Source organism: Fimbriimonas sp. LA-C6 (assembly GCF_055398105.1).
Window position 1 is genome coordinate 1216389 of the sequence record NZ_AP038796.1, and the last position, 22226, is coordinate 1238614.

General features: G+C 53.1%; 16 protein-coding genes. 7 read left to right on the forward strand and 9 right to left on the reverse strand.

Features of this window, described 5'->3' with window-relative positions; all coding sequences use genetic code 11:
• Nucleotides 1-38: 38 nt before the first annotated feature.
• Entirely contained in the window at nt 39-983 is a 945-nt protein-coding gene (locus ACZ51B_RS05735) for a GNAT family N-acetyltransferase (protein WP_464296275.1), read from the reverse strand.
• A gap of 191 nt (nt 984-1174) precedes the next feature.
• Between ACZ51B_RS05735 and ACZ51B_RS05740 the strand changes: the two genes are divergently transcribed.
• Together ACZ51B_RS05740 and ACZ51B_RS05745 are read left to right on the forward strand one after the other, a co-directional pair.
• Complete coding sequence (locus ACZ51B_RS05740) at nt 1175-1906, forward strand: PEP-CTERM sorting domain-containing protein (RefSeq protein ID WP_464296276.1); 732 nt, start codon at nt 1175-1177, stop codon at nt 1904-1906.
• 79 nt (nt 1907-1985) lie between these two features.
• Nucleotides 1986-2981: a tRNA-dihydrouridine synthase family protein gene (locus ACZ51B_RS05745; protein ID WP_464296277.1), complete on the forward strand. Its 996-nt coding sequence runs from the start codon at nt 1986-1988 to the stop codon at nt 2979-2981.
• On the opposite strand, the gene ACZ51B_RS05750 is transcribed toward ACZ51B_RS05745, so the two are convergent.
• From ACZ51B_RS05750 to ACZ51B_RS05760, 3 genes are read right to left on the reverse strand one after another with little or no spacing between them, the layout of a single operon-like run.
• Nucleotides 2978-3856, reverse strand: a complete 879-nt coding sequence (locus ACZ51B_RS05750; protein ID WP_464296278.1) for a DUF1684 domain-containing protein — start codon at nt 3854-3856, stop codon at nt 2978-2980. The genes ACZ51B_RS05745 and ACZ51B_RS05750 overlap by 4 nt on opposite strands.
• Nucleotides 3857-3872: 16 nt before the next feature.
• Nucleotides 3873-5690, reverse strand: a complete 1818-nt coding sequence (locus ACZ51B_RS05755) for an ABC transporter ATP-binding protein (RefSeq protein ID WP_464296279.1) — start codon at nt 5688-5690, stop codon at nt 3873-3875.
• A 21-nt stretch (nt 5691-5711) separates the two neighbouring features.
• A complete protein-coding gene (locus ACZ51B_RS05760; RefSeq protein WP_464296280.1) occupies nt 5712-6533 on the reverse strand; it encodes an alpha/beta hydrolase in 822 nt (273 codons plus the stop codon).
• Nucleotides 6534-6671: 138 nt separating this feature from the next.
• On the opposite strand from ACZ51B_RS05760, the gene ACZ51B_RS05765 reads away from it, so the two are divergent.
• Nucleotides 6672-7439, forward strand: a complete 768-nt coding sequence (locus tag ACZ51B_RS05765) for a PEP-CTERM sorting domain-containing protein (RefSeq protein WP_464296281.1) — start codon at nt 6672-6674, stop codon at nt 7437-7439.
• Here ACZ51B_RS05765 and ACZ51B_RS05770 read toward each other — a convergent pair.
• The 3 genes from ACZ51B_RS05770 to ACZ51B_RS05780 are packed head-to-tail and all read right to left on the reverse strand — an operon-like array spanning nt 7436 to nt 10274.
• Nucleotides 7436-8245, reverse strand: coding sequence for a sialate O-acetylesterase (locus ACZ51B_RS05770; protein WP_464296282.1), 810 nt, complete (start codon nt 8243-8245; stop codon nt 7436-7438). The genes ACZ51B_RS05765 and ACZ51B_RS05770 overlap by 4 nt on opposite strands.
• An 11-nt stretch (nt 8246-8256) precedes the next feature.
• Nucleotides 8257-9003, reverse strand: a complete 747-nt coding sequence (locus ACZ51B_RS05775) for an SGNH/GDSL hydrolase family protein (RefSeq protein ID WP_464296283.1) — start codon at nt 9001-9003, stop codon at nt 8257-8259.
• Nucleotides 9000-10274, reverse strand: a complete 1275-nt coding sequence (locus ACZ51B_RS05780; protein WP_464296284.1) for a hypothetical protein — start codon at nt 10272-10274, stop codon at nt 9000-9002. The genes ACZ51B_RS05775 and ACZ51B_RS05780 overlap by 4 nt, the downstream gene beginning before the upstream one ends.
• Before the next feature lie 305 nt (nt 10275-10579).
• On the opposite strand from ACZ51B_RS05780, the gene ACZ51B_RS05785 reads away from it, so the two are divergent.
• A complete protein-coding gene (locus ACZ51B_RS05785) occupies nt 10580-13483 on the forward strand; it encodes a PSD1 and planctomycete cytochrome C domain-containing protein (RefSeq protein WP_464296285.1) in 2904 nt (967 codons plus the stop codon).
• Between the two features lie 2 nt (nt 13484-13485).
• Nucleotides 13486-15039: a DUF1501 domain-containing protein gene (locus ACZ51B_RS05790; RefSeq protein WP_464296286.1), complete on the forward strand. Its 1554-nt coding sequence runs from the start codon at nt 13486-13488 to the stop codon at nt 15037-15039.
• Between the two features lie 136 nt (nt 15040-15175).
• Here ACZ51B_RS05790 and ACZ51B_RS05795 read toward each other — a convergent pair whose 3' ends face one another.
• Together ACZ51B_RS05795 and ACZ51B_RS05800 are read right to left on the reverse strand one after the other, a co-directional pair.
• Entirely contained in the window at nt 15176-15862 is a 687-nt protein-coding gene (locus tag ACZ51B_RS05795; RefSeq protein ID WP_464296287.1) for a hypothetical protein, read from the reverse strand.
• 189 nt (nt 15863-16051) lie between these two features.
• Nucleotides 16052-17977 carry an ankyrin repeat domain-containing protein gene (locus tag ACZ51B_RS05800; RefSeq protein WP_464296288.1) on the reverse strand — a complete coding sequence of 642 codons (1926 nt, stop codon included), beginning with the start codon at nt 17975-17977 and terminating at the stop codon, nt 16052-16054.
• 733 nt (nt 17978-18710) lie between these two features.
• Between ACZ51B_RS05800 and ACZ51B_RS05805 the strand changes: the two genes are divergently transcribed.
• Both ACZ51B_RS05805 and ACZ51B_RS05810 read left to right on the forward strand, forming a co-directional pair.
• Entirely contained in the window at nt 18711-19649 is a 939-nt protein-coding gene (locus ACZ51B_RS05805) for a hypothetical protein (protein WP_464296289.1), read from the forward strand.
• 177 nt (nt 19650-19826) lie between these two features.
• Nucleotides 19827-22217, forward strand: coding sequence for a glycoside hydrolase family 127 protein (locus ACZ51B_RS05810; protein WP_464296290.1), 2391 nt, complete (start codon nt 19827-19829; stop codon nt 22215-22217).
• Nucleotides 22218-22226: the final 9 nt, after the last annotated feature.

Consider the following 22226-nt stretch of genomic DNA (forward strand, 5'->3'; position numbering starts at 1 on the left):
GGTAAGAGCCGTCATCTTGCCAGAACGATTCAAAAAACTTATCCCCCGCAAACGGAGCTGTCCAACAGATGCCTCACCATAGCTCGGGCGCGTAACAGGCGCGATTTAGCAGCCGCCTCTGTTACATCCAGCTTCTCCGCGGCCTCGGAAACCGTACACTCCTCAATCTCGCACGCCACATACACCTCGCGATACTTCGGATCCAAGGTCACCAAAGCATCACGGACGCAGCTTTTCATAAGTTCAATGTCCGACTCATTGCCAGACGCCGCAAGAAGATGGTGCTCTTCTGCAAACTCCCAAACAGACTTCATCGCCGGATGCGAACGCATCTTGCCACATACTCGGGTTCCAATCACACCGAGCCAACTTCGAAAAGCCTCATTCGAGCCGAGTCGGTCCATCGACTGAAAAGCAAGCAACAAAGCAGTCGCAAGTGCATCTTCTGCATCCTGCTGATGGTTGCAAACTCGGATCATCTGCCGATAGACCGAGTCCTTGTGCTCATCCACTAACTGCTCAAACTCTTCAACGTTCATCGTGCGCTCTTCGCTCTTCGCTCTTCTACGATAGTAGACATCAAACTCTGCCTCCTGCACCACCTCAAAACCGTGGCGCAAGTAGAACCGATTGGAATCACTCCCAGCCAACGCGCCCACGTTAACAGGTAGATCCATCGCGTCGGCTCTGCCGAAGACCCATTGAAGCACTTGCCCCCCAACTCCCTTCCCCTGATAGTCAGGCAGAATATACAGGTGGTCCAAGTTCATCGCGCCCTCAGCGATCCTTACCACAACGACCCCAACACGTATTCCACCAGTTGAGATGTGAAACGTATTTTCCGGCACAAAGTTATTCAAGAAGCGCTCTCGTGCACGGCGAGGATGAAACCTGCCTGCTTGCACCAAGCTGGCGCGCATCGCCTCAACCCGTAGGTCAGCAAGGGCATCTGCCTCCGTTACATCAACCGGTTCAAACGACACGCCTACCATGTAACACCTGTTATTACCTTTTCAGAGGAGAACTAATCTCCCAATCTCAAGCCCCGCCAGATAATCGCATACCGTGCCCTCCGCGAGCAGCCGAAACCGAAGAGCTTGACGAAAATCTAAGTTCTCTGTATATATAAACCGTTTGCAAACTCTTAGAGCTTGCATCTTTTGGAGAACTTTCGATGAAGAATGCTATCTACATTGCCGTGTCTTTTACAACTTTTGGGCTACTGTCCGCGCACAGTTCCGCTCAGGTGGCCGTCTCGTCTACCTTTGATCTCAGCGTATACGTTGATGCCAACACATCCGACTCAAACCCTGCTGCAAGCGCAACCTACTCAGACTCGCAAGCAGGCACTCTAAACTCGTACTTCGGTGATATCAAAGCACTCGATTCCGCCGATGGAGGGTCGGTTCTAGGTCACACCACAGCCTCAGCAAGCTGGCTAAGCACCGCGCAAGGCAGTGTCACTGTCCGCGATACAGGTTGGAGTTTCGCGACCACGCAACCCGGCTCAGCGGAAATCGATCGTGTGAATCCGCTGTGGACCTACACTTTTCTCGCGACATCAAACGGAACCTTTTCCATGGCATACAACGCCACAGGAACAGGCGATACCTTTGGACTGTGGGGAGCAAATATCGGTTGGAGCGGCCCTGGCGGAGGAGTTTTTGTCGGCAATGCGATTTCACCGGCTGACTCGGGAGTCTTCACTGCACCCGTAGTGAGCGGCACACAGTACACAGTTTCGATCAATCCCAACAGCAACATCTCCTTTTTCGGCGGAATCACCACTGATGGAACATGGAGTGGCACCTACGACTGGAGTATCAACCCTGTCCCTGAGCCTGTGTCACTGGTTGCGCTAGGAACAGGAGCACTGGCACTCCTCCGCAAGCGACGCAAAGCCTAAGATTCGCTTGAAGCCCCGCTCACCAGTAGGTCAGCGGGGCTTCTCTACGTCCGACTCATGTCACACTCAATGAAGAGGCATGATTCATCCCAACCAGCCCGCACTGGCACTTGCGCCAATGGACGGAATCACCGATGCCCCGATGCGAGAACTTCAAGGAGCAACGGGAGCGTTTAGCTACGCTGTATCCGAATTCCTAAGAGTCAGCATCGAACCTCTCCCAGTAAAGGTCTTCCGACGAGATGTTCCCGAGCTTGCCAATCAAGCTCGAACCCCTTCTGGCCTCCCCGTCCAAGTCCAACTCCTGGGTGGAGACCCCGAACGCATGGCCATCAGCGCATCAAGAGCCTGTCGTGCGGGAGCCAAAGCCATCGATATCAACTTCGGCTGTCCAGCACCTGTCGTCAATCGTCACGACGGCGGAGCCTCCCTCCTAAGATGCCCCTCACGGATCAAAGACATCGTGCGGGCTGTGCGCGAGGCTGTACCCACGGAAATTCCCGTGTCTGCAAAGCTTCGCCTCGGATGGGACTCGATTGACGCCATCCACGAGACCGCCGCAATGGCCGCCGAAGGCGGAGCAGCCTGGCTAACCGTCCATGCTCGCACACGCACCCAAGGTTACGCTCCTCCGGTCTACTGGAAACCCATCCGCAAAGTCCGCGAAGACCTCGGGCTGCCGGTCGTGGCAAACGGCGATATCTTCACACTGGAAGACTTCCTCCAATGCCAAGAAGACACGGAGTCGATTCACTTTATGATCGGACGAGGCGCGTTGGCAAACCCTCTTCTGGCCTATCAAATCGCCAAGCATCTGGGCCTATCAAACCGAAATGTTGAGGAATTCGACTGGACAACGCTCTTCAAAAGCTTCACGGCACTTCTTGGCGACACCGACGAACGCCTGAGAAGACGGTGTCTGATGCGCCTCAAACAATGGATGAAGCTCGCCAACAACCACGGCAACTTCCAACACTTTGATGCGCTTAAACACACGGCAACTCTAGAAGAGCTTTTCGATACGTTGGGCACACTCACCAGCGTGCCCGCACCACTAGAGCGCGTAACAGCCTAACCAGAGTGGTGAGTCTTCTCACCAGCAGTGATCTCTACGGGTAACTGATTCCCCTTAGGAGGCAGCGGGCATGTTGCGTAAGGTGTGTAAGCACAAGGCGGATTGGTTGCCTTATTGAAGTCAACAATCACCTGCCCATCCACCGCCTTCTCCGTATCAAGGAATCGTCCGGCTGGGTAAGTGGTTTTGCCACTTGTCAAGTCCTGAAAGTTCAGGAAGTATCCCTCTCCCGCCTCTTGCACATCGAGTCTACAATTCTTCCCCTTCACAGAAAACTGTAGATAGCCGGGACACTTCACCATCTCCGTATCACCCAGCACGTTCGTGATAGCAATCTGTTTAGGCGGATCGTAAGCAACAAACTTAGCCACAACCCTCATGGTGCGAATCACGGGATACCACGAGGCACCTTTGAACTCCTTCAGCGCAGGATTATTCTTATCGTAAAGCCGTATTCCCAAGCGAGGGCCTCGCTGGATCACCTTAAAGCTAAGACCATGAATTGTTACGAGTGAGGGATTCCCCTGAGAATCAGGCTTCAACTCCGCATAGGTAACGGATTTGCCATCCACAAGAGCTGCTACATCCTTAGCAAAGGTGATACTCACCTTGTCACCCGTCCGCTTCAAGGTCCCAACGAGCTCAGGAGCCGACCCCTTGGGCAAAACAATGCCGTTGCTTGGCGCTGTTCCAATCGACGTCTCACCCTCTTTAAGCCAGAACAAGCCCGCCAAACTCAGCCAACTGCGATCGGCTTTCAGCCCGTCCTCGTATCCTTTGCGCCATTGCTGAATGGCCGTGCGATAGGGGGCCGGTTGTGGAGTCTGCATGGCAAGAACCATCGCTCCGACCGCAAGGGAAAGGACGCACTTCATACTTTTACACTACCTCTTACTCAACCACCTGGGGAGCATGACGGTGCATCAGCTCACCCGTTTGAACTCGCCAAAGAGCTGCATACAAACCATTGCCCGCCACCAACTCATCATGAGTGCCGGATTCCGACACCTGCCCTGCTTCGAGCACCCAAATCTTGTGAGCATCTCGAACCGTCGACAGCCGATGAGCAATGACCACCGAGGTTCGGTTCTGAGTAACCTTCGCCAACGATCGTTGAATAGCCGCCTCCGTCTCGTTGTCTACTGCGGAAGTCGCCTCATCCAGCACCAAGATCGCAGGATCGCGCAAGATCGCTCGGGCCAAAGACAGCCTCTGCCTCTGACCGCCAGACAGCTTTTGCCCACGCTCCCCAACCACCGTGTCGTACCCTTGCGGCAGAGACAAAATAAAGTCGTGCGCCTCTGCGGCCATGGCTGCCGCCTCAATCTCCTCTCGACTCGCCTCAGCTCGACCATACGCGATGTTGTCCAAAACGGTCCCATGGAACAGGAACACATCCTGACTCACATAGCCAATCGCACCGCGAAGGCTGCCATAGCTCAGCTCTTTCACATCCTGCCCGTCCAACAAAACCCGCCCAGAACGCGCATCATGGAATCGCAACAGCAGCCGGAGCACCGTCGACTTCCCTGCCCCAGTTGCACCTACAATCGCGTGGGATTCCCCTGCGGGGACATGGATGTTGATGCCTTTCAAAATGTCGGGGCCATCGCCATATCCAAAGCCAACCTGATCAAACCGGATCTCACCGCGAACAGGAGTCGGTAACAATTTCTCGCCCACACTCATACTCGGCTTGACATCCAAAAGTCCGAAGATCCGGCTCGTAGATGCCATCGCTCTTTGGTACAGATCCAGCGTCTCACCAAGCGAAGTGAGTGGCCACAGAAGCCGCTGCGTCATGAACACCAACACCGAATAGATGCCCACTTCCATACTGCCCCGCAGCACCAGGAGACCGCCTACCACCAACGTACAGGTAAACCCAGACAGAATCACCATTCGGATCAACGGCACAAACGCTGAGGAAAACTTGATCGCATCGCGGTTAGCAAGGCGATACTCATCTGAAACCTTCTCGATTCGACTCGCCTCTCTGGATTCAGCCGTAAAAGCCTTGATCGTGCTGATGCCACCCAGATTCGTAGAAAGTGTCGAACTCAACTCAGCCACCGATTCCCGAACTTTGCCATACAGAGGCTTCAACCGCTCCTGGTATCGGATCGACCCCATCACAATGATTGGAATCGGGAGAAACGCTAATGCCGTAACAAGCAAAGAGCTCGCAGCGAAAACGGCTCCCACCAGCACGATGTTCCAGAACACCACGATAATGGCGTTCGCCCCGTTATCCAAGAACCGCTCAAGCTGGTTGATCTCGTCATTCAAGATGCTCAGAAGACCACCACTTGAGTTGTCTTCAAACCAAGCAAGCTCAAGAGTCTGGACATGCTGATAAAGCTGAACCCGAATCTCATGCTCTATCGTCTGAGCAAGATTCCGCCAAGTGATCGCCGACAAATAGCCAAAGAGCGACTCAAAAATCCACGCAAAAGCGTTCGCCACAGCCAGCACCAGAAGCTGATGCCACCGATCTGAAACGCCAAACTGAGTGCTAAGGAACGAGTTGTTGCCTCGGACGATCACATCAATGACAGCACCAATCAGGACCTCGGGCACCACATCCATGACCTTGCCCAAGGTGCTGTAAGTGGTGGCAGCAATAACCTGCTTTCGGTGAGGGCCGGCATACTGCCAGAGCCGCTTGAGTCCAGAGGAGTCTGATTCCTTCAGGTGAGTAGTGGACACCTAATCATACTGGCATATCGATTAAGGCGCTTTCCTGAGATACCCAAGGTCAGTCAGCCACTCCACCAATCTGAGAGGCCAAGTCTTCACCGCAAGCAGCTTCGACCGGTCACCCATGTTAAAACCGTGCCCACCGCCGCTTAAGATATGGGTCTCAACAGACAATTTCGCGTCCCGATACTTTTGGGTGAGATCCATCACAAAAGGCGCATGATCATCGTCGTTCGAAACCAGCAAAAACGCAGGAGGTGCTTCCTTCGGAAGCTCTTTAGGAATCCCTAGCGGTCCAGGATAGACCCACATCCCGAAATCCGGACGAGCATCCAATCGATCGATCGGGTCCGTAGCATTCGGGTCACCAGCGGTGGGACCAAAAGCCGACATCGACAGCACCTCGCCACCAGCAGAGAAGCCGAGCATCCCCACCTTATGAGGATCAATGCCCCACTCCGCAGCATGAGATCGCACCAATCTCATCGCACGATTGCCGTCTGCCCGAGTGTCCTTATCAATCGTCAACCCAGACCCCTTCTCACGGGCAAGTCGATACTTGAGCACAAAGCACGCAATCCCTCTCGCGCTGAAATACTCCGCAGGTTGTGTCCCCTCCGCTCCAACCACCAACTGTGAATGGCCCCCACCCGGCGCAATCACCATAGCCGCCCCCGTCGCCTTGTCCTTGGGAGGAAGATAAACCGTAATTGACGGGTTGTAGATGTTCGTCGTAGACCAAGGCTGAGGATGCTGCTCTGGCTCGTTCCTCCGCGACTCCGAACCTGGCGCCCCGTTAGGCCACAGGTGGATCACTTCATGTGTCGTGGAAGTCTGGTTAAGAAGGAACATGACGCACAGCATTGGACTCATAAACTCAGACTAACACGAATAGCTGAACTCCGCCTACAACGTCGCGATCAAAAGCTGAATTGCGGGTTTTTAACATTCACCCCCCGATTTGAACGACTTAGGCTTAACATGGTCTTCATGAAAGTTCGCAACGTTGCGCTCTGTACTGCTTTAGCTCTCGCCACTCTATCCAGCCATACGAAGGCAAACGTTTTCGCTTACGCGACAAACTATCGCCATGAGTTGATGAAAATCGACTTAACAACTCCCGCGACATTCCTCATCGGCAACCTTGGCTTCACTGCGGATGGCCTTGCCGCCACTTCCAACGGCAAACTCTGGGCCACCGACGGCGCTGGAAACCTGTACAACGTCACAGGAGGATCGCCAACGCTGCTCACCTCCCTAGGCTCACTCAGCGTCGGAGCCATGGACTCAACTGGCTCCACTCTATGGGGATTTGACAACGCCAGTCACAGGCTTTTTGAATACAACTTCGGCTCAAATTCGATCACAATATGGTCCTCCACAATTGGTCTTGCAGCCGTGAACGCCCTAGCCATCGACAGCAACGGCGACTTCCTAGTGGTGAGTGCCGGAAACCAGTTCAGCAAGATCACAAATGGAACCTGGAACACATCGTTGATCAACCCCAACATGAACCTGGCAGACACCTGTACGGGCCTCGACTTTCTCTCGGACGGCAACCTGTACGCCATTGTCTTCGGCGATGATCGATACCAAATCAATCCCACGAATGGAACCGTGACCAGCGGGTTTTACAGTGGAGTCCATAGAGATTGGGCGGATATGACCACGGTTCCACAGTCCGTCCCAGAGCCAACAACCATGGCCGTGATCACCCTGGGCTTGACCTGCGCAAAACTCAGAAGAAAGAAAGGCTAACGCCCACGTTTCTTAGAAGGATTCAAAAGCTCACTCATCGCATCGAACAACCGATCGCCATGCTCCACCAGCCCAGCCGGTGTGAGGTGCGTTGAGTCTGCTTTGGGCAAGTCTTTCATCGAAACGAACTTCACGTTCTTCATGATCAACGCCAAGTGGATCTGTGCGTCAACAACAATAGGGCGTTGCTGGACAGCAGGATGCTGCTCATCCACTCCCAAAATCACGGGAAGCTCATCGTTGTGCAAAACGTGTTCGCGGAGATCTTTCAGCATCACAATGAGCCGAGTCTCATATTGGCGCGAAGTTTCGTCCGACTCCGCATCACTCTCGCCCTGAATCCAGATGAGGCCGCGGACATTCACTTTCTTCCGCTGCTTCTTAAGACTCTCAAGCGACTTCTGGAGCGACTCGATCATCGAGTCATACATCCCGTGCTCACCCGGTCCTTTCCAGTCATTCGCAAGGCTCGTCCCACCCAGTGAGTACTTAAAGATGGCCGGTTGATAGCCCTTGCTCACCAAGTCTCGTGAGAAGCTCACTTCAGGTCCAAAGTGCCCATCAGCAAAACACCCCGGCTGCGCCTGCATGGTCTTCCATCTTTCTTCTGAAGACCCCATGCCAGGAGTAACCCACCAGAACAAAGTCTTCTTGTCTTCGCCAGAGGGATCAGCCGGGTATTTCGCAGCATCACCCTGCCATCCCTGCATATTGGATTGACCAGCAAGGATAAAAAGGTCGATAGGCTTTGCAGAGTTTGAACTCGCAAGAGTCATCGATGCAGCAAGGAAAAGGAGTGAAGTCATAGTTCGCGTTATTAGGGCCAAAATTTACGCACAGCGCGTACCCATTCGTCAGTCATGATCTGATGGCCTGAATATGTTGGATGAATCCCATCCCAAATCCAGTGATCTGCCGGTGCTTTTTTGCAAGCATGGTCAAAAGCCTTTTGAAACTCAGCCAAAGCCGCGTGGTGCTTTTTGGCAAGCCTAGCAACAACATCTTGCCGCTCCCGAACACTTCTCTCCCAAGACGCCCAATTTTGTTTTACGTTTCCAACAGGCAAAGTGAACGGCTGCCCCAAAACAATATGAATCTTAGGATTGCTCGCCTCGGCTTCCAATAGCAATTGATCGTACACTTGCTCGAACTGATCCACAGGCAAAGACGCAAGCGAATCGTTCACACCTATCAAGATGCTCAACACATCGGGTTTCAACTCAAGCGTGTCCTGCTGCCACCGACTCCGCAGATCCAACACCGTATTCCCACTGATTCCCCTATTCAGAAAAGTGAGATGATTCTCAGGATACGAACTGCCGTATTTGGCGGCAATGATGAATGCATACCCATGCCCAAGAATGTGGTTAGGATCCTCGCTCCGCCCTCGATTCCCATCCGTAATGGAGTCGCCCTGGAACAGAATCCGTGCCCCTTTTGTAAAAACGGAAATCCGAGGCGCATCCTTTTCAAACATCCCACATAGCATAACAATGCCAAAGGTGAATAGAACGCGCATGGGAGTCAACATGAGGATTGCCTGCGAGTGACCATTATAGTTCATCCTTTGATGCGCTCAGGAAGAGCAGACAAACCCACCGACTTTCTCAACCGAGCCATCGACCAGCACCACCACGAAGACTGCTCTCCATTGCCACAGTCCTTCATCTTCCAAACAGGAGACTTCATGGCCCGAAGCTGTTCATCCGAAATGACGTCACTATGGGAAAGCTTGCCATCATCTAACCACCCACCTTCCATATAGAGAGGGTCATGAATGTTGACCTTCTCAACAAGTTCAAGCAACTCCAACACGCGTGACCATTCCGATTCCTTGCAAGCATAGTCGAGCTCCCACCCAATTCCCTTGCCGATCACCTGGTTCGAAATTCGACCGTCCGGATACCAGTCAGTAGGCAGCCACTTCGCCCCACCCACATCCTTCAGCATCACGCTCCTCATCACATCCACGGTGTTCTTCAATACTTGGTGCTCAGCAGGCTCCCACTGCGCGGCGATAGGAGACAAAGTCACCCACCCCATCCCAAGATGCGGAACACCACCTGCCGAGTTCGGAAGCAGCATCTCCATGTACACCGTCTTGCCGTTCTTGGAAAGCGTCAAATGATCTCGAACTCCCTTGCGCAGGATCTCAATCTTGTGCCGCCACTGCGCCGTGCGCTTCTTATCTCCACGCCGCTCGGCAACCTTCGCCATCTCTTCCATAGCCGCGCCAGTAAAGCACTGCGTCAGAAGATCCCAGGTGTCCCACATCCGGCTGTCTCTGGAATGTTCTAACGCAATGTTCCGAACCAACCCCGGCTCAATCTCCCAACCGCCGTATTGGAAAAACGTTCGGTCGCAAGTCCTGTCCATCAGCTTGGCAACCTGCGTCCAAGTCTTATCCTCAAACTTGGTATGACCTCGTTTGACCGCAAGCCTCGCCCAGGCCATGATCACATGCGCCTGACCATCAATCTGATGCTGGTCATCTAAAATCTCGTACTTCCCAGGCGACTTGGACTTCCCAATCACACGAGGAATCCGCTCCATCTCGTTCTGGTCAATCGCCTTCAGCACACAGTGGATCGTCCGCTCAGCCGTCTCCAACTGTTCTGTCTCAAGCAGCAGCGACACCATTGCCCCAGTCGTGCGTGGAAACATGCCGCCGTAGGCTCCAGTAAGAGACTCCGGCTGGAAACCGTCCTTGTCAATTCGATCAAATAAGCTGTAGTAGGTTCGCGAATACAGTTCGCGATAGAACTTGGTCTCGAGTTTTGCCTTGATCAACTCACGCGGATCGGTTTGAGAAAAGGATGTATGAAGTCCACACATGATAAACACCGCTGAAACGGCAACTTTGGACGGTATGCGCAAGCGATTCAAAGTGTCATAACATAGCACTTGCCCCTCTAAAGAACCTAGCCCCTCAGTAAATGAATCTCAGCTACCACCGTAGCTAGTCTGATAGCTGGATCCTTTCGGACAGATTCCAGACTTAAACGAACAACATTTCGAACCTATTTCAGACGATTTCAAGACATAAACTGACAACGAATATCAACCTGAGTTAAACGGTATCTGACAAGCAATTGACCACCTGTTGAAGTGCCAAATTTTTGCGTTAGACTACAGATTGCATGAAGATAAGCAGGATGATCGCGTTGGCAGGTCCGGCCATATTTGTCGCCGCTGTGGCCACACCGTTCGCATCAACTCAGAAGCCGAAGGCATCCGCAAAAAAGACGGTCAGTTTCAACCGAGACATTCGCCCGATCCTAAGCGAACACTGCTATCGATGCCATGGTCCCGCTGCAAAAGAAGCCAAGGGCGGCCTCAGACTGGACGATCCCAAGAGTGCCCTCAAGGACCGCGGATACCGAGATATCTTCCCCGGAAAACCAGAAGAGTCCTCGATCATCTCACGGATGACCACCGACAACGAAGACCTTCAAATGCCACCCAAGGACTCAGGTGTGCATCGGGTAACAAAACAAGAGATCGCCCTGATCAAAACTTGGATTAAGGAAGGGGCAACCTATGAGAAGCACTGGGCATTCATCCCTCCCACAAAACCCACAATTCCTTCCGTAAAGAACTCTTCCTGGCCTATCAATTCGATTGACAATTTCATCCTAAAACGCCTTGAAACGGAGGGTTTGAAACCAGCCCCCGTCGCAGATAAACGCACACTCCTGCGCAGACTGTCCCTTACGCTCACCGGCCTTCCGCCAAGCCCAACCGAGATCGATACGTACATCAACGACAAGGCCCCAGGCTCCTACGAGCGAGCAGTAGACCGCTACATGTCCAGCAAGCGATACGGCGAACACCAAGCCCGCTACTGGCTCGATGCAGTGAGATACAGCGATACCCACGGTCTCCACTTCGATAACGAGCGAGCAGTCTATCCTTACCGAGACTGGGTAGTCCGATCCATGAACCAGGATCTCCCTTTCGACAAGTTCGCGCTCTATCAACTCGCTGGAGACCTTCTGCCGAATCCGACAGTCGACATGCTAACGGCCACCGCCTACATACGCATGAACCCCACAACCAACGAGGGAGGAGTCATCGAAGCGGAGTTCCAAGCCAAGAACACCTTCGACCGAGTCGACACCACCTCCACCGCCTTCCTCGGACTCACGGTAGGTTGCGCTCGCTGCCACGACCACAAATACGACCCAATCTCCCAAAAGGACTACTACCGACTGTTCGCGTTCTTCAACTCAACAGAAGATAAACCGCTTGACGGAAACCTAACCGCACCCGAACCCTCAGTAAAAGCCATCACCCCAGAAGAAGCAAAACAACTGAAAAGCTTGCAGGCAGACATGGAGCAGGCAAAGTCCAAAGTCGATCTGACTGTTGCAAAGTCTTGGCTAGCTGAGCACAAAACTGACCTTCCTGCGGTAGACAACTGGCAGGTTTCAGACCCCGTATCCATCAAATCCTTCGAAACCGACTTCGACAAAGAGTCGGAACCCACCAACTGGAAGCCGTTCAAATTCGAGATGAATAAGGTGATCCCAGTCGTCGGGAGGGAAAATGCCTACGCATACGTGAAGGCAACCCTGTTCAGCAAGAAGGATCAGAACTATGTGCTCCAACTTGGAAGCGATGACGGCATCAAGGTGTGGCTGAACGGCGAGGCCGTACACTCCAACAAAGTCTTGCGAGGTGCAGCCGACACCGCCGACAGCGTGCCCGTCAAACTGAGATCCGGTGAGAACAAGCTTCTCATCAAGATCGTCAACGCCGGCGGACAGGATGGCTTGCGAATGATCCTGGGTGGAGAAGTGGAAGCAAAGATAGCCTCCATCCAACCCATCCTCAATACACCCAAGGGCGAGGCCGAACTCAGAAAGCTCTTCCTTGAAGCAGGACCGATTTCTGAACTAGCAAAGGCCTATCGAGCAAAAAAGACAGCCCACGACACACTGGAAAACTCCATTCCACAATGCCTCATCGCAAAAGAACTGCCGATGGCACGTCGTGCATTTGTTCTCAAACGTGGCGAATACGATATGCCCACCACGCCTGTCTCGCGAGATATACCCTCCAATTTCGGAACCCTCCCGCCGAACGCGCCAAAGAACCGCCTGGGACTTGCCCGGTGGCTTACCGATAAGAAGAACCCACTCGTCCCCAGGGTCATCGCGAACAGAATCTGGCAGCAGTATTTCGGCTCAGGCCTCGTTAAGACCTCGGAAGATTTCGGCAACCAAGGCGAGTGGCCCAGCCACCCAGAGCTACTGGACTACCTCGCTGTCCGGTTTGTAGAGGACGGCTACAGCATGAAGAAGCTGACCAGGCTAATCGTCACCAGCCAGGCATTCCGCCAAGCCTCGATCATCACTCCCCAGAAGCGACTCAGAGATCCAGAGAATCGACTGATCTCCCGAGGCCCGCGCTTCCGTCTCGACGCCGAAGTCCTGCGAGATGAAGCGCTGTACGTAAGCGGTCTTCTAGTGGAAAAATCAGGAGGCCGAGGCTTCCGCCCCTACCAACCAGCAGGTCTCTGGGAAGAATTGGCCTTCCCCGGCAGCGACACAGGCATCTACAAGATGGACATGACCAGTGACATCTACCGTCGAAGTCTGTACCTATTCTGGAAGCGCACCAGCCCTCACCCCGTGATGAGCTCCTTCGATGCTCCGTCCCGAGAGGCCTGCGTCGTTCGCCGAGCACGCACCAACACGCCGCTCCAATCACTCGTAACCATGAACGAACCGGCCTTCCTAGAAGCTGCCCGCGTGTTCAGCGAGCGACTCGTCAAATCCAAAACCAACCTTGACGACCGCATCACCTATGCATACAGGCTCGCCCTCGGAAGAGATCCCTCAAGCAAGGAGAGGCAGCTTCTAACCCGAGCCGTTCAGCGCTACTCAGACAGATTCAAAGCGACCCCCGAGGATGCGAAGAGCCTGATCAACGTGGGCATCTATCCACAAGCAAAGGACCTCGACCCAACCGAAACTGCCACCTGGATGCTGATCACCAGCACCCTCCTCAACCTCGACGAATTCCTCACCCTACACTAGCCATGGACCCAACACGCGAATACGAACTCCTCATGTCCCGCCGACAACTGTTCGGCAACACAGCTCTTGGCGTAGGCTCAGCGGCCCTCCACTCGCTCTTGCGTGGCGCAGGGCTCGGCGCAGGCCTGTTCTCCATGGCGGCCGGTGCCAACGCCGCACAGACCAACCAAGGTCTCAAAGCAAGACCCGGCGCTCCAGGCTTTCCTAACTTCCCAGCAAAAGCCAAAAGAGTCATCGTTCTCTTCATGAACGGCGGCCCCAGCCAAATGGACCTTTTCGACTACAAGCCCAAGCTAGAAGAAAAGTACAACACGGACCTCCCCGACTCGATCCGAAGAGGCCAAAGGCTGACCACCATGTCGAGCGGCCAGGCGCATTTCCCCATCGCGCCAAGCAAATACAAGTTTAAGAAGTACGACAACAACCACGAGGGCCTCTGGGTAAGCGAGCTACTGCCATACACCGCAAAAATGGCAAAAGAGTTGTGCGTCATCAAGTCCATGTGGACCGAGGCCATCAACCACGACCCAGCCGTCACCTATATCCAAACCGGCAGCCAACTCCCAGGTCGCCCCAGCCTCGGCGCATGGGTGAGCTATGGCCTAGGCAGCCTCAACGAGGACCTGCCAACCTACGTCGTACTCCACTCCAAGGTATCTCGCGGCAACTCCGATCAAGCGCTCTACTCAAGGCTATGGGGAACCGGCTTCCTGCCAAGCGAATATCAAGGCGTCAGTCTTCGATCTGCCGGAGATCCCGTGCTCTACATTAAAGACCCCCACGGCATGGAGCGCAAGACGCGTCGAGAAATGCTCGACGACCTATCGCAACTCAACCACATGCAACTGGACCAGTTTGGTGATCCGGAAATTGCTGCACGAATCTCGCAGTACGAGATGGCCTACAAAATGCAGACCAGTGTCCCGGACCTGATGGACTTGCAAAAGGAGACGGATGCGACATTCGACTTGTATGGCAAAGAGAGCCGAACACCCGGCACCTTCGCAGCCAACTGCCTTCTCGCCCGTCGTTTGGCGGAGCGCGGAGTCCGGTTCATCCAGATTTTCCACCGAGGCTGGGACCAACACAGCAACCTAACCAACGAACTACCTCAGCAATGTAAAGACGTGGACCAAGCGTCCGCAGCCCTCATAGAAGATCTTAAACAGCGCGGAATGCTCGAGGACACACTCGTAATCTGGGGCGGAGAGTTTGGCCGCACTGTCTACTCCCAAGGAGCATTGAGCCACGAAAACTACGGCCGCGACCATCACCCCCGCTGCTTCACCATGTGGATGGCAGGAGCAGGTACCCAGCCCGGAATCACCTACGGACACACCGACGACTTCGGCTACAACATCGTGGACAAAGACGGACATCTCATCGAACCAAGCATCGATAAACTAACCCCAGGAGCCGTGCACATCCACGATCTCAACGCGACCATTCTGCATCAACTGGGCGTCGATCATACAAAGCTCACCTATCGCTATCAAGGCCGAGACTTCCGACTAACAGATGTCCACGGCCACGTTATAACGGACTTGTTGAAGTAGGTTTCCGAACTATCAGAGGCAAACATTTGCTTCAAAGAAAGTTAAGCTTGATTCACCCCCTTCAAGGGGTGGACTACAGTAACCTCAGCGCAAGTGCGACTGTAACGCAACGCTTTGGATTCGACGGAGTTTTGCTCTATCGACCTCTTGGCTTCCTCGTTTCAATGTTAGGGTCATTGAGCCCATGCCATCTTCTGTTTCCAAGGCCAAGAGCCACTGCTTCCTCTGCGGTGATTGGTAAGCGAGGCGGGTTGCCCAGTCCGCCGCCTTTCTGTTCAGGACTCCAATATGCATCCCAATTAGCCTCCGCTCCGTCACTTCGGAAATAACCCACACAGAACACTGGGCCATGACAGGTATAGGCTGCGAACGCCCCATTCGCAGCAAGACTGGCTTTCTGCACCGCCGATAGATGCTTAGTTCCGATGCTATAACCACTATTCCAAAGCAGAATGCGTAACGTGCCAGATCTTGGTTTTGGTCCTCGCCTACTTTTCAACTTGAGCGACCAGTCAGCTTTTGCATCCATTCCATGAATGCTCTGGCATAACAGCATCGGTGGACCGCCGAGGACGCGAAGTAGGTATCGATGAGAAGATACGCCAACCGGATAGAAACCTACATTGCCTGGCCCCATAGCCATCGCGTATATGCGGTCGGCACTCGAGGCAGGGAGTTTTCCCTCAAACGCTCCACGGCGGAAGGCGAGCATCTCCAGGCGGCTCATGCCGTCTACTGCCTGCTTGGGTGACCCGAGTTGAGTTGTGGATATCAGTGCGGTAAGAAGAAGCACCATCTCTATTTGACGCTCCAGATAAGTCATCGGTATCTTCAATTGCAACGAGGACCTTCTGCGATGCATCCAGCATAGAAGGGATTCAGGGCTTCCCTTGAGTCACGAAAACTATGGCCGCGACTTCCGACTAGCGGATGTTCACGGCCACGTAATTACCGACATCCTGAAATAGAAAAAGGCTGGTCTGGCAATCAACCAGACCAGCCACATCAAACTCTACTTGACTGTAGGTTTGGCGCTCTCAAGCAAAGCGAGAGTCGCCCAACATGTTGCATTGAACGATGCATATTGAGATTCACCGTGTGGGAATCCAGCATCGAAGTAGTTGTTATTGGGAGAGGTGCGCTTCGGTACGAACCAGGAGCCGTCGCTATCTTGCGTTCGGATCAGGAACTTTGAACCCCGTTTGTAAACCGGGTTCGTAGCGTTCATCTTCCCGCCAACGTGCAGAGCGTACAGAGCCTGACCCGTTGCATAAGCATCACTGTAACCATTCGGAGCAATCGACCAGCCGCCATCTTGTCGTTGGTCTGACACGATCTGCTTAACTGCCGCCTTGATCGCATCCTGACCAGCGCCTGCCCACTTCAATCCAAGAAGCTTCGAGGCCCGATCCTCATTCGACTTTGCTTCTGCATGCAGGAGCCATGCCTTTGCCTTTCCAATCCGCTCAGCAATCTCTTTCGAATGGCTCTTGGGGCCATATTCCTTGAGCGCTTTGATCGACAATGCAGTAAAAGTAAAGAAGCTAGACTGCATAGGACCTCTCGGAACCGAGAATGTCCACGACCCATCAGGAGCCTGCTGACGCGCCAGAATCATAGCCATCGCGCCATTCGCCTCATTTGCAGGCTGGTGGTTTGCATACATTCCAGCAAGCAACCAAGTGTAAGTCGTCCCGATTTCGTTCATCTCCACCATCGGAATGTTCTTCATATTCTCTGGGTGGGCAATAACATTTTGGTGAAGCGGCTTCATCGCACCCACCATCCCTTGGAGTCGTCCCGTCTGTACGGTCTTCACGCCTTTGTCAATCTTGAAACCTCGATCCTGAGCTTCACCAGTAGCAATCCGACCCAGCCCTTCGTGGTGACAGGAGATGCATGTTGCAGATTCAGTGAACGTCTGCATCGATGCCTGTAGCCTGCCGAGACTCAACTTAACGGATTCAGAAGCCGTTCGCAGTGCAGGCACGGGAGTACTACCACCCAGAACCGACGCGCACTTGCTAAATCCACGAGAAGAAGCCACCTGAGCAGCAATTCGGCCATCGGAGTCTTTAGCAGCGGGATTCGCACCACCCGCCACGAGCGCCTTGACCACCTCAGGAAAGTCACCATACCGGGCAGCCAACACCAGAGCAGTTCTTCCATGAGCGTCCTTTACATTAGGCTTGGCTCCACTAGAGAGAAGGAGTTTGACAAACTCAGCATGACCACTCATTGAAGCAGCCATCAAAGGAGTCAGTCCATCGACATCTTTGTTTTCGATATCTGCACCGGCATCAACAAGCTGCTTTCCAACTTCAACATGCCCAGCACGAGCGGCGAACGATAGTGCCGTCTCTCCGCCATCATCTTTGGTGCGCACATCAGCTTTACGTTTGATCAGTTCGCCGACCAAAGCCGGGTTACCAGCATTCGCAGCCAGCATCAAAACAGAAATACCATCGCTTCGGATCGTGTTTGGATCAGCACCCTGATTGAGCAAGATCGAAGCACCAGCCATGTTCCCACTCGAAGCCGCAAAGGCAAGGGGACTACCATAAGTGCCCTTCACATCAGGCTTAGCTCCAGCCTTAATCAACTCGGCCATCACGTCCATCTGATAGGAAGCAGCAGCGAGGTAAAGAGGTCGCAGCTCAAGTCCATTCAGCGAATTCGGATCAGCTCCCTGTTTGAGCAGAGCTTTAACACCGGCGAGGTCCCGATGATCAATTGCAAGAAAGAGATCCTGCCCAAGCTTTCCACGTGGTGGAACTGGGTTCTCATTGGACCGACGGCCAGTATCCTTAAGAATCTCCTCTTCCACAACACGGGGAAGCGAACTGGAGGCCAAACCCAAAGCCGTTAACCCGCCGACAAGCACAACCCAAGAAAAGACTCGCACCCCCTTCGGCTTAATATTCTTCGTTTCAATCATGTTAATCTTTCTCCTAGTAAAATCAGGGTAGCCCCGAGTGAGAGATAGTACTCGCTCAAAAACAGGAAAGGATCCATCTAGGACCATTGCTCTAGACGCATCCCGCCACATAATAACTCAATCATTCAATAAGCCAACCGGAGCGTTAACTCATTATGTCTCGATCAAGATTTCTCACGGCCGTGATCTTACTCGCAACAAGCACCATCGCTTTAGCCAAACCACCTTTTTGGAAAACATTCGTAGATACCTATAAAATCAAACCTGATAGTGTACTTGGCAAATCCAAATGCCTCAGCTGCCACCTCCCCCCTGCCCCTCCCAAGCGAAATGCCTACGGTTTAGCGGTTCAAGCGGCGATGGAAGCAGCTCACTCAAGGTCGCTTACCCCGGAGATCTTGAAATCGATCGACCTAAAAGACTCGGACGGCGATGGCTACACAAACATCGCGGAAATACAAGCAGGCACACTACCAGGAGACAAAAAGTCGAAACCAAAGAAGACCCAAAAAGGGAGTAAAACTTCCAGAAGAGAAACTCCATTGAGCTGGGTTCTTTGCGCAACGCTTATCCCATTAGCAGTTGCTAACCGGATAATACGCAGTTCTCGCTCTTAACTTAGATCAACCCCTAAACACTCAGATCTGGACCATACGCTACATTTGGTCCAGATCAATCTCTCGGGTCAGAGCTGTAAGTCTTATTAGTTAACACGATCAAAGGACAAACACCCATGCAAGACCTCCAAAACATTCCAAAGACCGAGGAAGGTCTCCAGTTCGTGCTCAACTACATCCAGCAGGCGAAAGCAGAGGGAGACGAACTCAAAAAAGCGCACGGACTGTTAGCTCATGGATTCCTCGTGAAATGGGTCCGCTCAGATACAGACGCACATCCATTCGACCGGGCGAGAGAACTCGCCGAAGAAGCACTCGAAATCTTCGAGCGCCTCGGTGACAGACTGGGCCAAGCAAAAGCACTGCGCGCTGCAGCGTCCATGCACCCCAAAGGCCGCGAAATGCTCGAAAGAGCAATCAAGATCGCCGAAGAAGAAGGAGATGAACTGGCCGTCGCCGCAGGTCTGGACCGCCTAGCATCCCAACTAAACTTCCAAAAACAAAAAGACTTGGCGAGAGAAAAACAGCTTCAAGCGCTCGAAATATTTGAAAGGCTCAACTACAACCCTGGCATAGGCATGGTCTGCTTTGGACTCTGTCTTTCTTCCTCAACAGACGCCGAGAAATTGACCTATGCCACACGTTCTGCAACTGCATATCAGGAAGCGGGACGGCTGAGCGAAGCAATCAAATCGTATCAGCTAGTTCTGATGTACATGGATGGAGTTGCTACACGAGAAGACGAAAAGCGAGTCTTAGACACAATTTTGTCCCTCGCGGAGCAGGAAGGATCAGTCGACGCCCAAAGATCCATCTACACCCGATACATGAAGTACTCGAAGAAATTCGGCACTTCAAAAGACGTTGCTGCATGGAAGAGCAAGCTCAAACAGCTGGATATAGAGGAAGGCACAACGCCCGCGCAGCGAAAGATGGAAATGTCTCTCTTTGGCAAACAATTTGCACACTGGCTACGCAAATCCGATTCATCGCCGGAAGCCAAAGAAATGGCAGATATGTTCGACAAAGAGGATCCCAAGTTCAACTCAAACTGAATCACTCAATCTAGTTGTTTATGCACACGTTAACATTGCGAAAACCGCGAGAAACGACTAAATTCCACCACTGAATCACTCCAAATTGATATCGTTAAACATTGATTTAACTGATATGATCCCAAAAGCGACAACGCTGCAAGAAGGCGTTGAGACTCGACGTAGAGGAAAATATCCATGCTCCAATTCCTAGTACTTGCACTTCTAAATGGTTCGCCTTCAGAGACTATAAAGCCACTGAAAAAGGACTACCCAATCCAGCCAGTCCCCTTCACTGCAGTTCACATGGAGGACAATTTCTGGGCTCCTCGCATTGAAACCAACCGAGCCGTTACCATCCCATACGCATTCGGAAAGTGCGAAGAAACAGACCGCATGTTCAATTTTGAGCAGGCCGCAAAAGCCATGCGAGGCGAGCTCAAAACCGTAAAAATGGCCGGATATCCCTTTGATGACACCGATGTCTACAAAGTCCTGGAAGGCGCATCCTACGCTCTCAACGTCAAGCCAGATCCAAAACTTGACAAGTACCTGGACGATCTCATTGTTAAGATCGCAGCAGCGCAAGAGCCAGATGGCTACCTCTACACAGTCAGAACCATGAGCCCATCCAAGCCACACGACTGGTCTGGCAAAGAGCGATGGGAAAAAGAAGAGGATCTCAGCCACGAGCTGTACAACCTAGGACACCTCTACGAAGCGGCGGTGGCTCACTACCAAGCAACAGGCAAAAAATCCCTCCTCAACGTCGCCATCAAGAGCGCCGATCTCCTAGTCAAAACCTTCGGTCCAGGTAAGCGCAAAATCTGGCCAGGCCACCAGATCGTGGAGATGGGTCTTGCAAAGATGTATCGAGCAACCGGCAACGAAGAGTATTTGAAGCTAGCAAAATTCATGCTCGACGTTCGAGGCGGCTCAGGGGAATATGCCCAAGCCCACAAACCCGTCATCGACCAAGATGAAGCAGTCGGGCACGCTGTACGAGCATCCTACATGTACTCAGGAATGGCCGACGTAGCCGCCCTCACTGGCGACACATCTTATCTTACGGCTGTCGATAAAATCTGGGAAAACGTCGTCTCCAAGAAGCTCTACTTAACGGGCGGAATCGGCGCAACCGGTGCCGGCGAAGCATTCGGAGCAAACTACGAGCTTCCCAACATGAGCGCATACTGCGAAACTTGCGCGGCCATCGGAAACGACTACTGGAATCAAAGACTCTTCGAACTCCACGGCGACTCCAAGTACGTCGATGTATTCGAGAGAACCCTCTACAACGGTCTTCTCTCGGGCATCTCACTCGACGGAAAGCTGTTCTTCTATCCAAACCCACTTGAGTCCACAGGGCAACACGCCCGTAGCCCATGGTTCGGGTGTGCATGCTGCCCAGGCAACATGACCCGCTTCATTGCTTCCATCCCTGGATACATGTACGGCGTCCAAGGCTCTTCGGTATACGTAAACCTCTATGCCGGCAGCACCGCCAATATCAAATTGGAAAACGGCCAGAAGCTCGAACTGAAGCAAGTCACCGAATACCCCTGGAAGGGCGACATCAAAATGACCGTGAACCCTGCCAAATCAGGCAAGTTCGCCGTCAAGGTCCGCATCCCCGGTTGGGCACAAAACGAAGCCGTTCCAAGCGATCTCTACAAGTTCACCGACAAGGCAGACCAGGCAATCACACTCAAGGTGAACGGTGAGTCAGTGCCCATCACGCAAGAAAAGGGCTACGTCACGATCTCGCGAACCTGGAAGAAAGGAGACACCATCAACCTCGATCTCCCCATGCCTGTGCGACGAGTAGAAGCAAGCACCAACGTCGAGGCAGATAAGGGTCGAGTAGCGCTCCAGCGCGGCCCCATCGTGTACTGCGCCGAATGGAAGGACAACCCAGGCGGACACGTCCGAAACATCCTCCTGCCAGACACCGCAGACCTCAAACCAGAATACGAAGCCAACACCTTAGGTGGCGTCACAGTTCTCAGGGGCAATGCGCAAACGGTTTCAACCGGACAAGACGGACAACTCACTCCCAAGGACCAAGAATTCACAGCCATCCCCTACTATGCGTGGGCAAATCGAGGCCGAGGCGAGATGGTCGTATGGCTCCCTAACAGTATCAAGGCTGCAAGAGCACTTCCCCCTACAACTCTCGCAACAACCGCCAAAGTAAGAACCTCAGGCGGAGCAAACCCAGGCGCCATCAACGACGGTGAGTTTCCTCGCAGCGTCTTCGAAGAGTCCACATTCTTCCACTGGTGGCCAAAGAAAGGCACCGACGAGTGGGTCGAATACACCCTAGAGAAGTCCTCCACCGTGTCAGAAGCATCCGTCTACTGGTTCGACGACACAGGAAAGGGTGAGTGCCGAATGCCAGAATCATGGCGTGTCATGTACAAAGACGGCGACACTTGGAAGCCCGTCGAAACCACCGACACCTACGGCGTCGAAAAAGACAAATTCAACAAGATTACGTTCAAGCCCGTCACCACAACCGCTCTACGCCTCGAAGTGAAGCTACAGAAGCAGTGGTCTGGCGGCATCAACGAGTGGATTATCAAGTAAGGAACCCAT

What these genes read in the sequence shown, in the direction of transcription:
- ACZ51B_RS05740 (WP_464296276.1), top strand. Translation starts at nt 1,175, where the DNA reads ATGAAGAATGCTATCTACATTGCCGTGTCTTTTACAACTTTTGGGCTA.
- ACZ51B_RS05745 (WP_464296277.1), top strand. Translation starts at nt 1,986, where the DNA reads ATGATTCATCCCAACCAGCCCGCACTGGCACTTGCGCCAATGGACGGA.
- ACZ51B_RS05750 (WP_464296278.1), bottom strand. Translation starts at nt 3,856, where the DNA reads ATGAAGTGCGTCCTTTCCCTTGCGGTCGGAGCGATGGTTCTTGCCATG.
- ACZ51B_RS05760 (WP_464296280.1), bottom strand. Translation starts at nt 6,533, where the DNA reads ATGTTCCTTCTTAACCAGACTTCCACGACACATGAAGTGATCCACCTG.
- ACZ51B_RS05765 (WP_464296281.1), top strand. Translation starts at nt 6,672, where the DNA reads ATGAAAGTTCGCAACGTTGCGCTCTGTACTGCTTTAGCTCTCGCCACT.
- ACZ51B_RS05770 (WP_464296282.1), bottom strand. Translation starts at nt 8,245, where the DNA reads ATGACTTCACTCCTTTTCCTTGCTGCATCGATGACTCTTGCGAGTTCA.
- ACZ51B_RS05775 (WP_464296283.1), bottom strand. Translation starts at nt 9,003, where the DNA reads ATGAACTATAATGGTCACTCGCAGGCAATCCTCATGTTGACTCCCATG.
- ACZ51B_RS05780 (WP_464296284.1), bottom strand. Translation starts at nt 10,274, where the DNA reads ATGTGTGGACTTCATACATCCTTTTCTCAAACCGATCCGCGTGAGTTG.
- ACZ51B_RS05785 (WP_464296285.1), top strand. Translation starts at nt 10,580, where the DNA reads ATGAAGATAAGCAGGATGATCGCGTTGGCAGGTCCGGCCATATTTGTC.
- ACZ51B_RS05790 (WP_464296286.1), top strand. Translation starts at nt 13,486, where the DNA reads ATGGACCCAACACGCGAATACGAACTCCTCATGTCCCGCCGACAACTG.
- ACZ51B_RS05795 (WP_464296287.1), bottom strand. Translation starts at nt 15,862, where the DNA reads ATGACTTATCTGGAGCGTCAAATAGAGATGGTGCTTCTTCTTACCGCA.
- ACZ51B_RS05800 (WP_464296288.1), bottom strand. Translation starts at nt 17,977, where the DNA reads ATGATTGAAACGAAGAATATTAAGCCGAAGGGGGTGCGAGTCTTTTCT.
- ACZ51B_RS05805 (WP_464296289.1), top strand. Translation starts at nt 18,711, where the DNA reads ATGCAAGACCTCCAAAACATTCCAAAGACCGAGGAAGGTCTCCAGTTC.
- ACZ51B_RS05810 (WP_464296290.1), top strand. Translation starts at nt 19,827, where the DNA reads ATGCTCCAATTCCTAGTACTTGCACTTCTAAATGGTTCGCCTTCAGAG.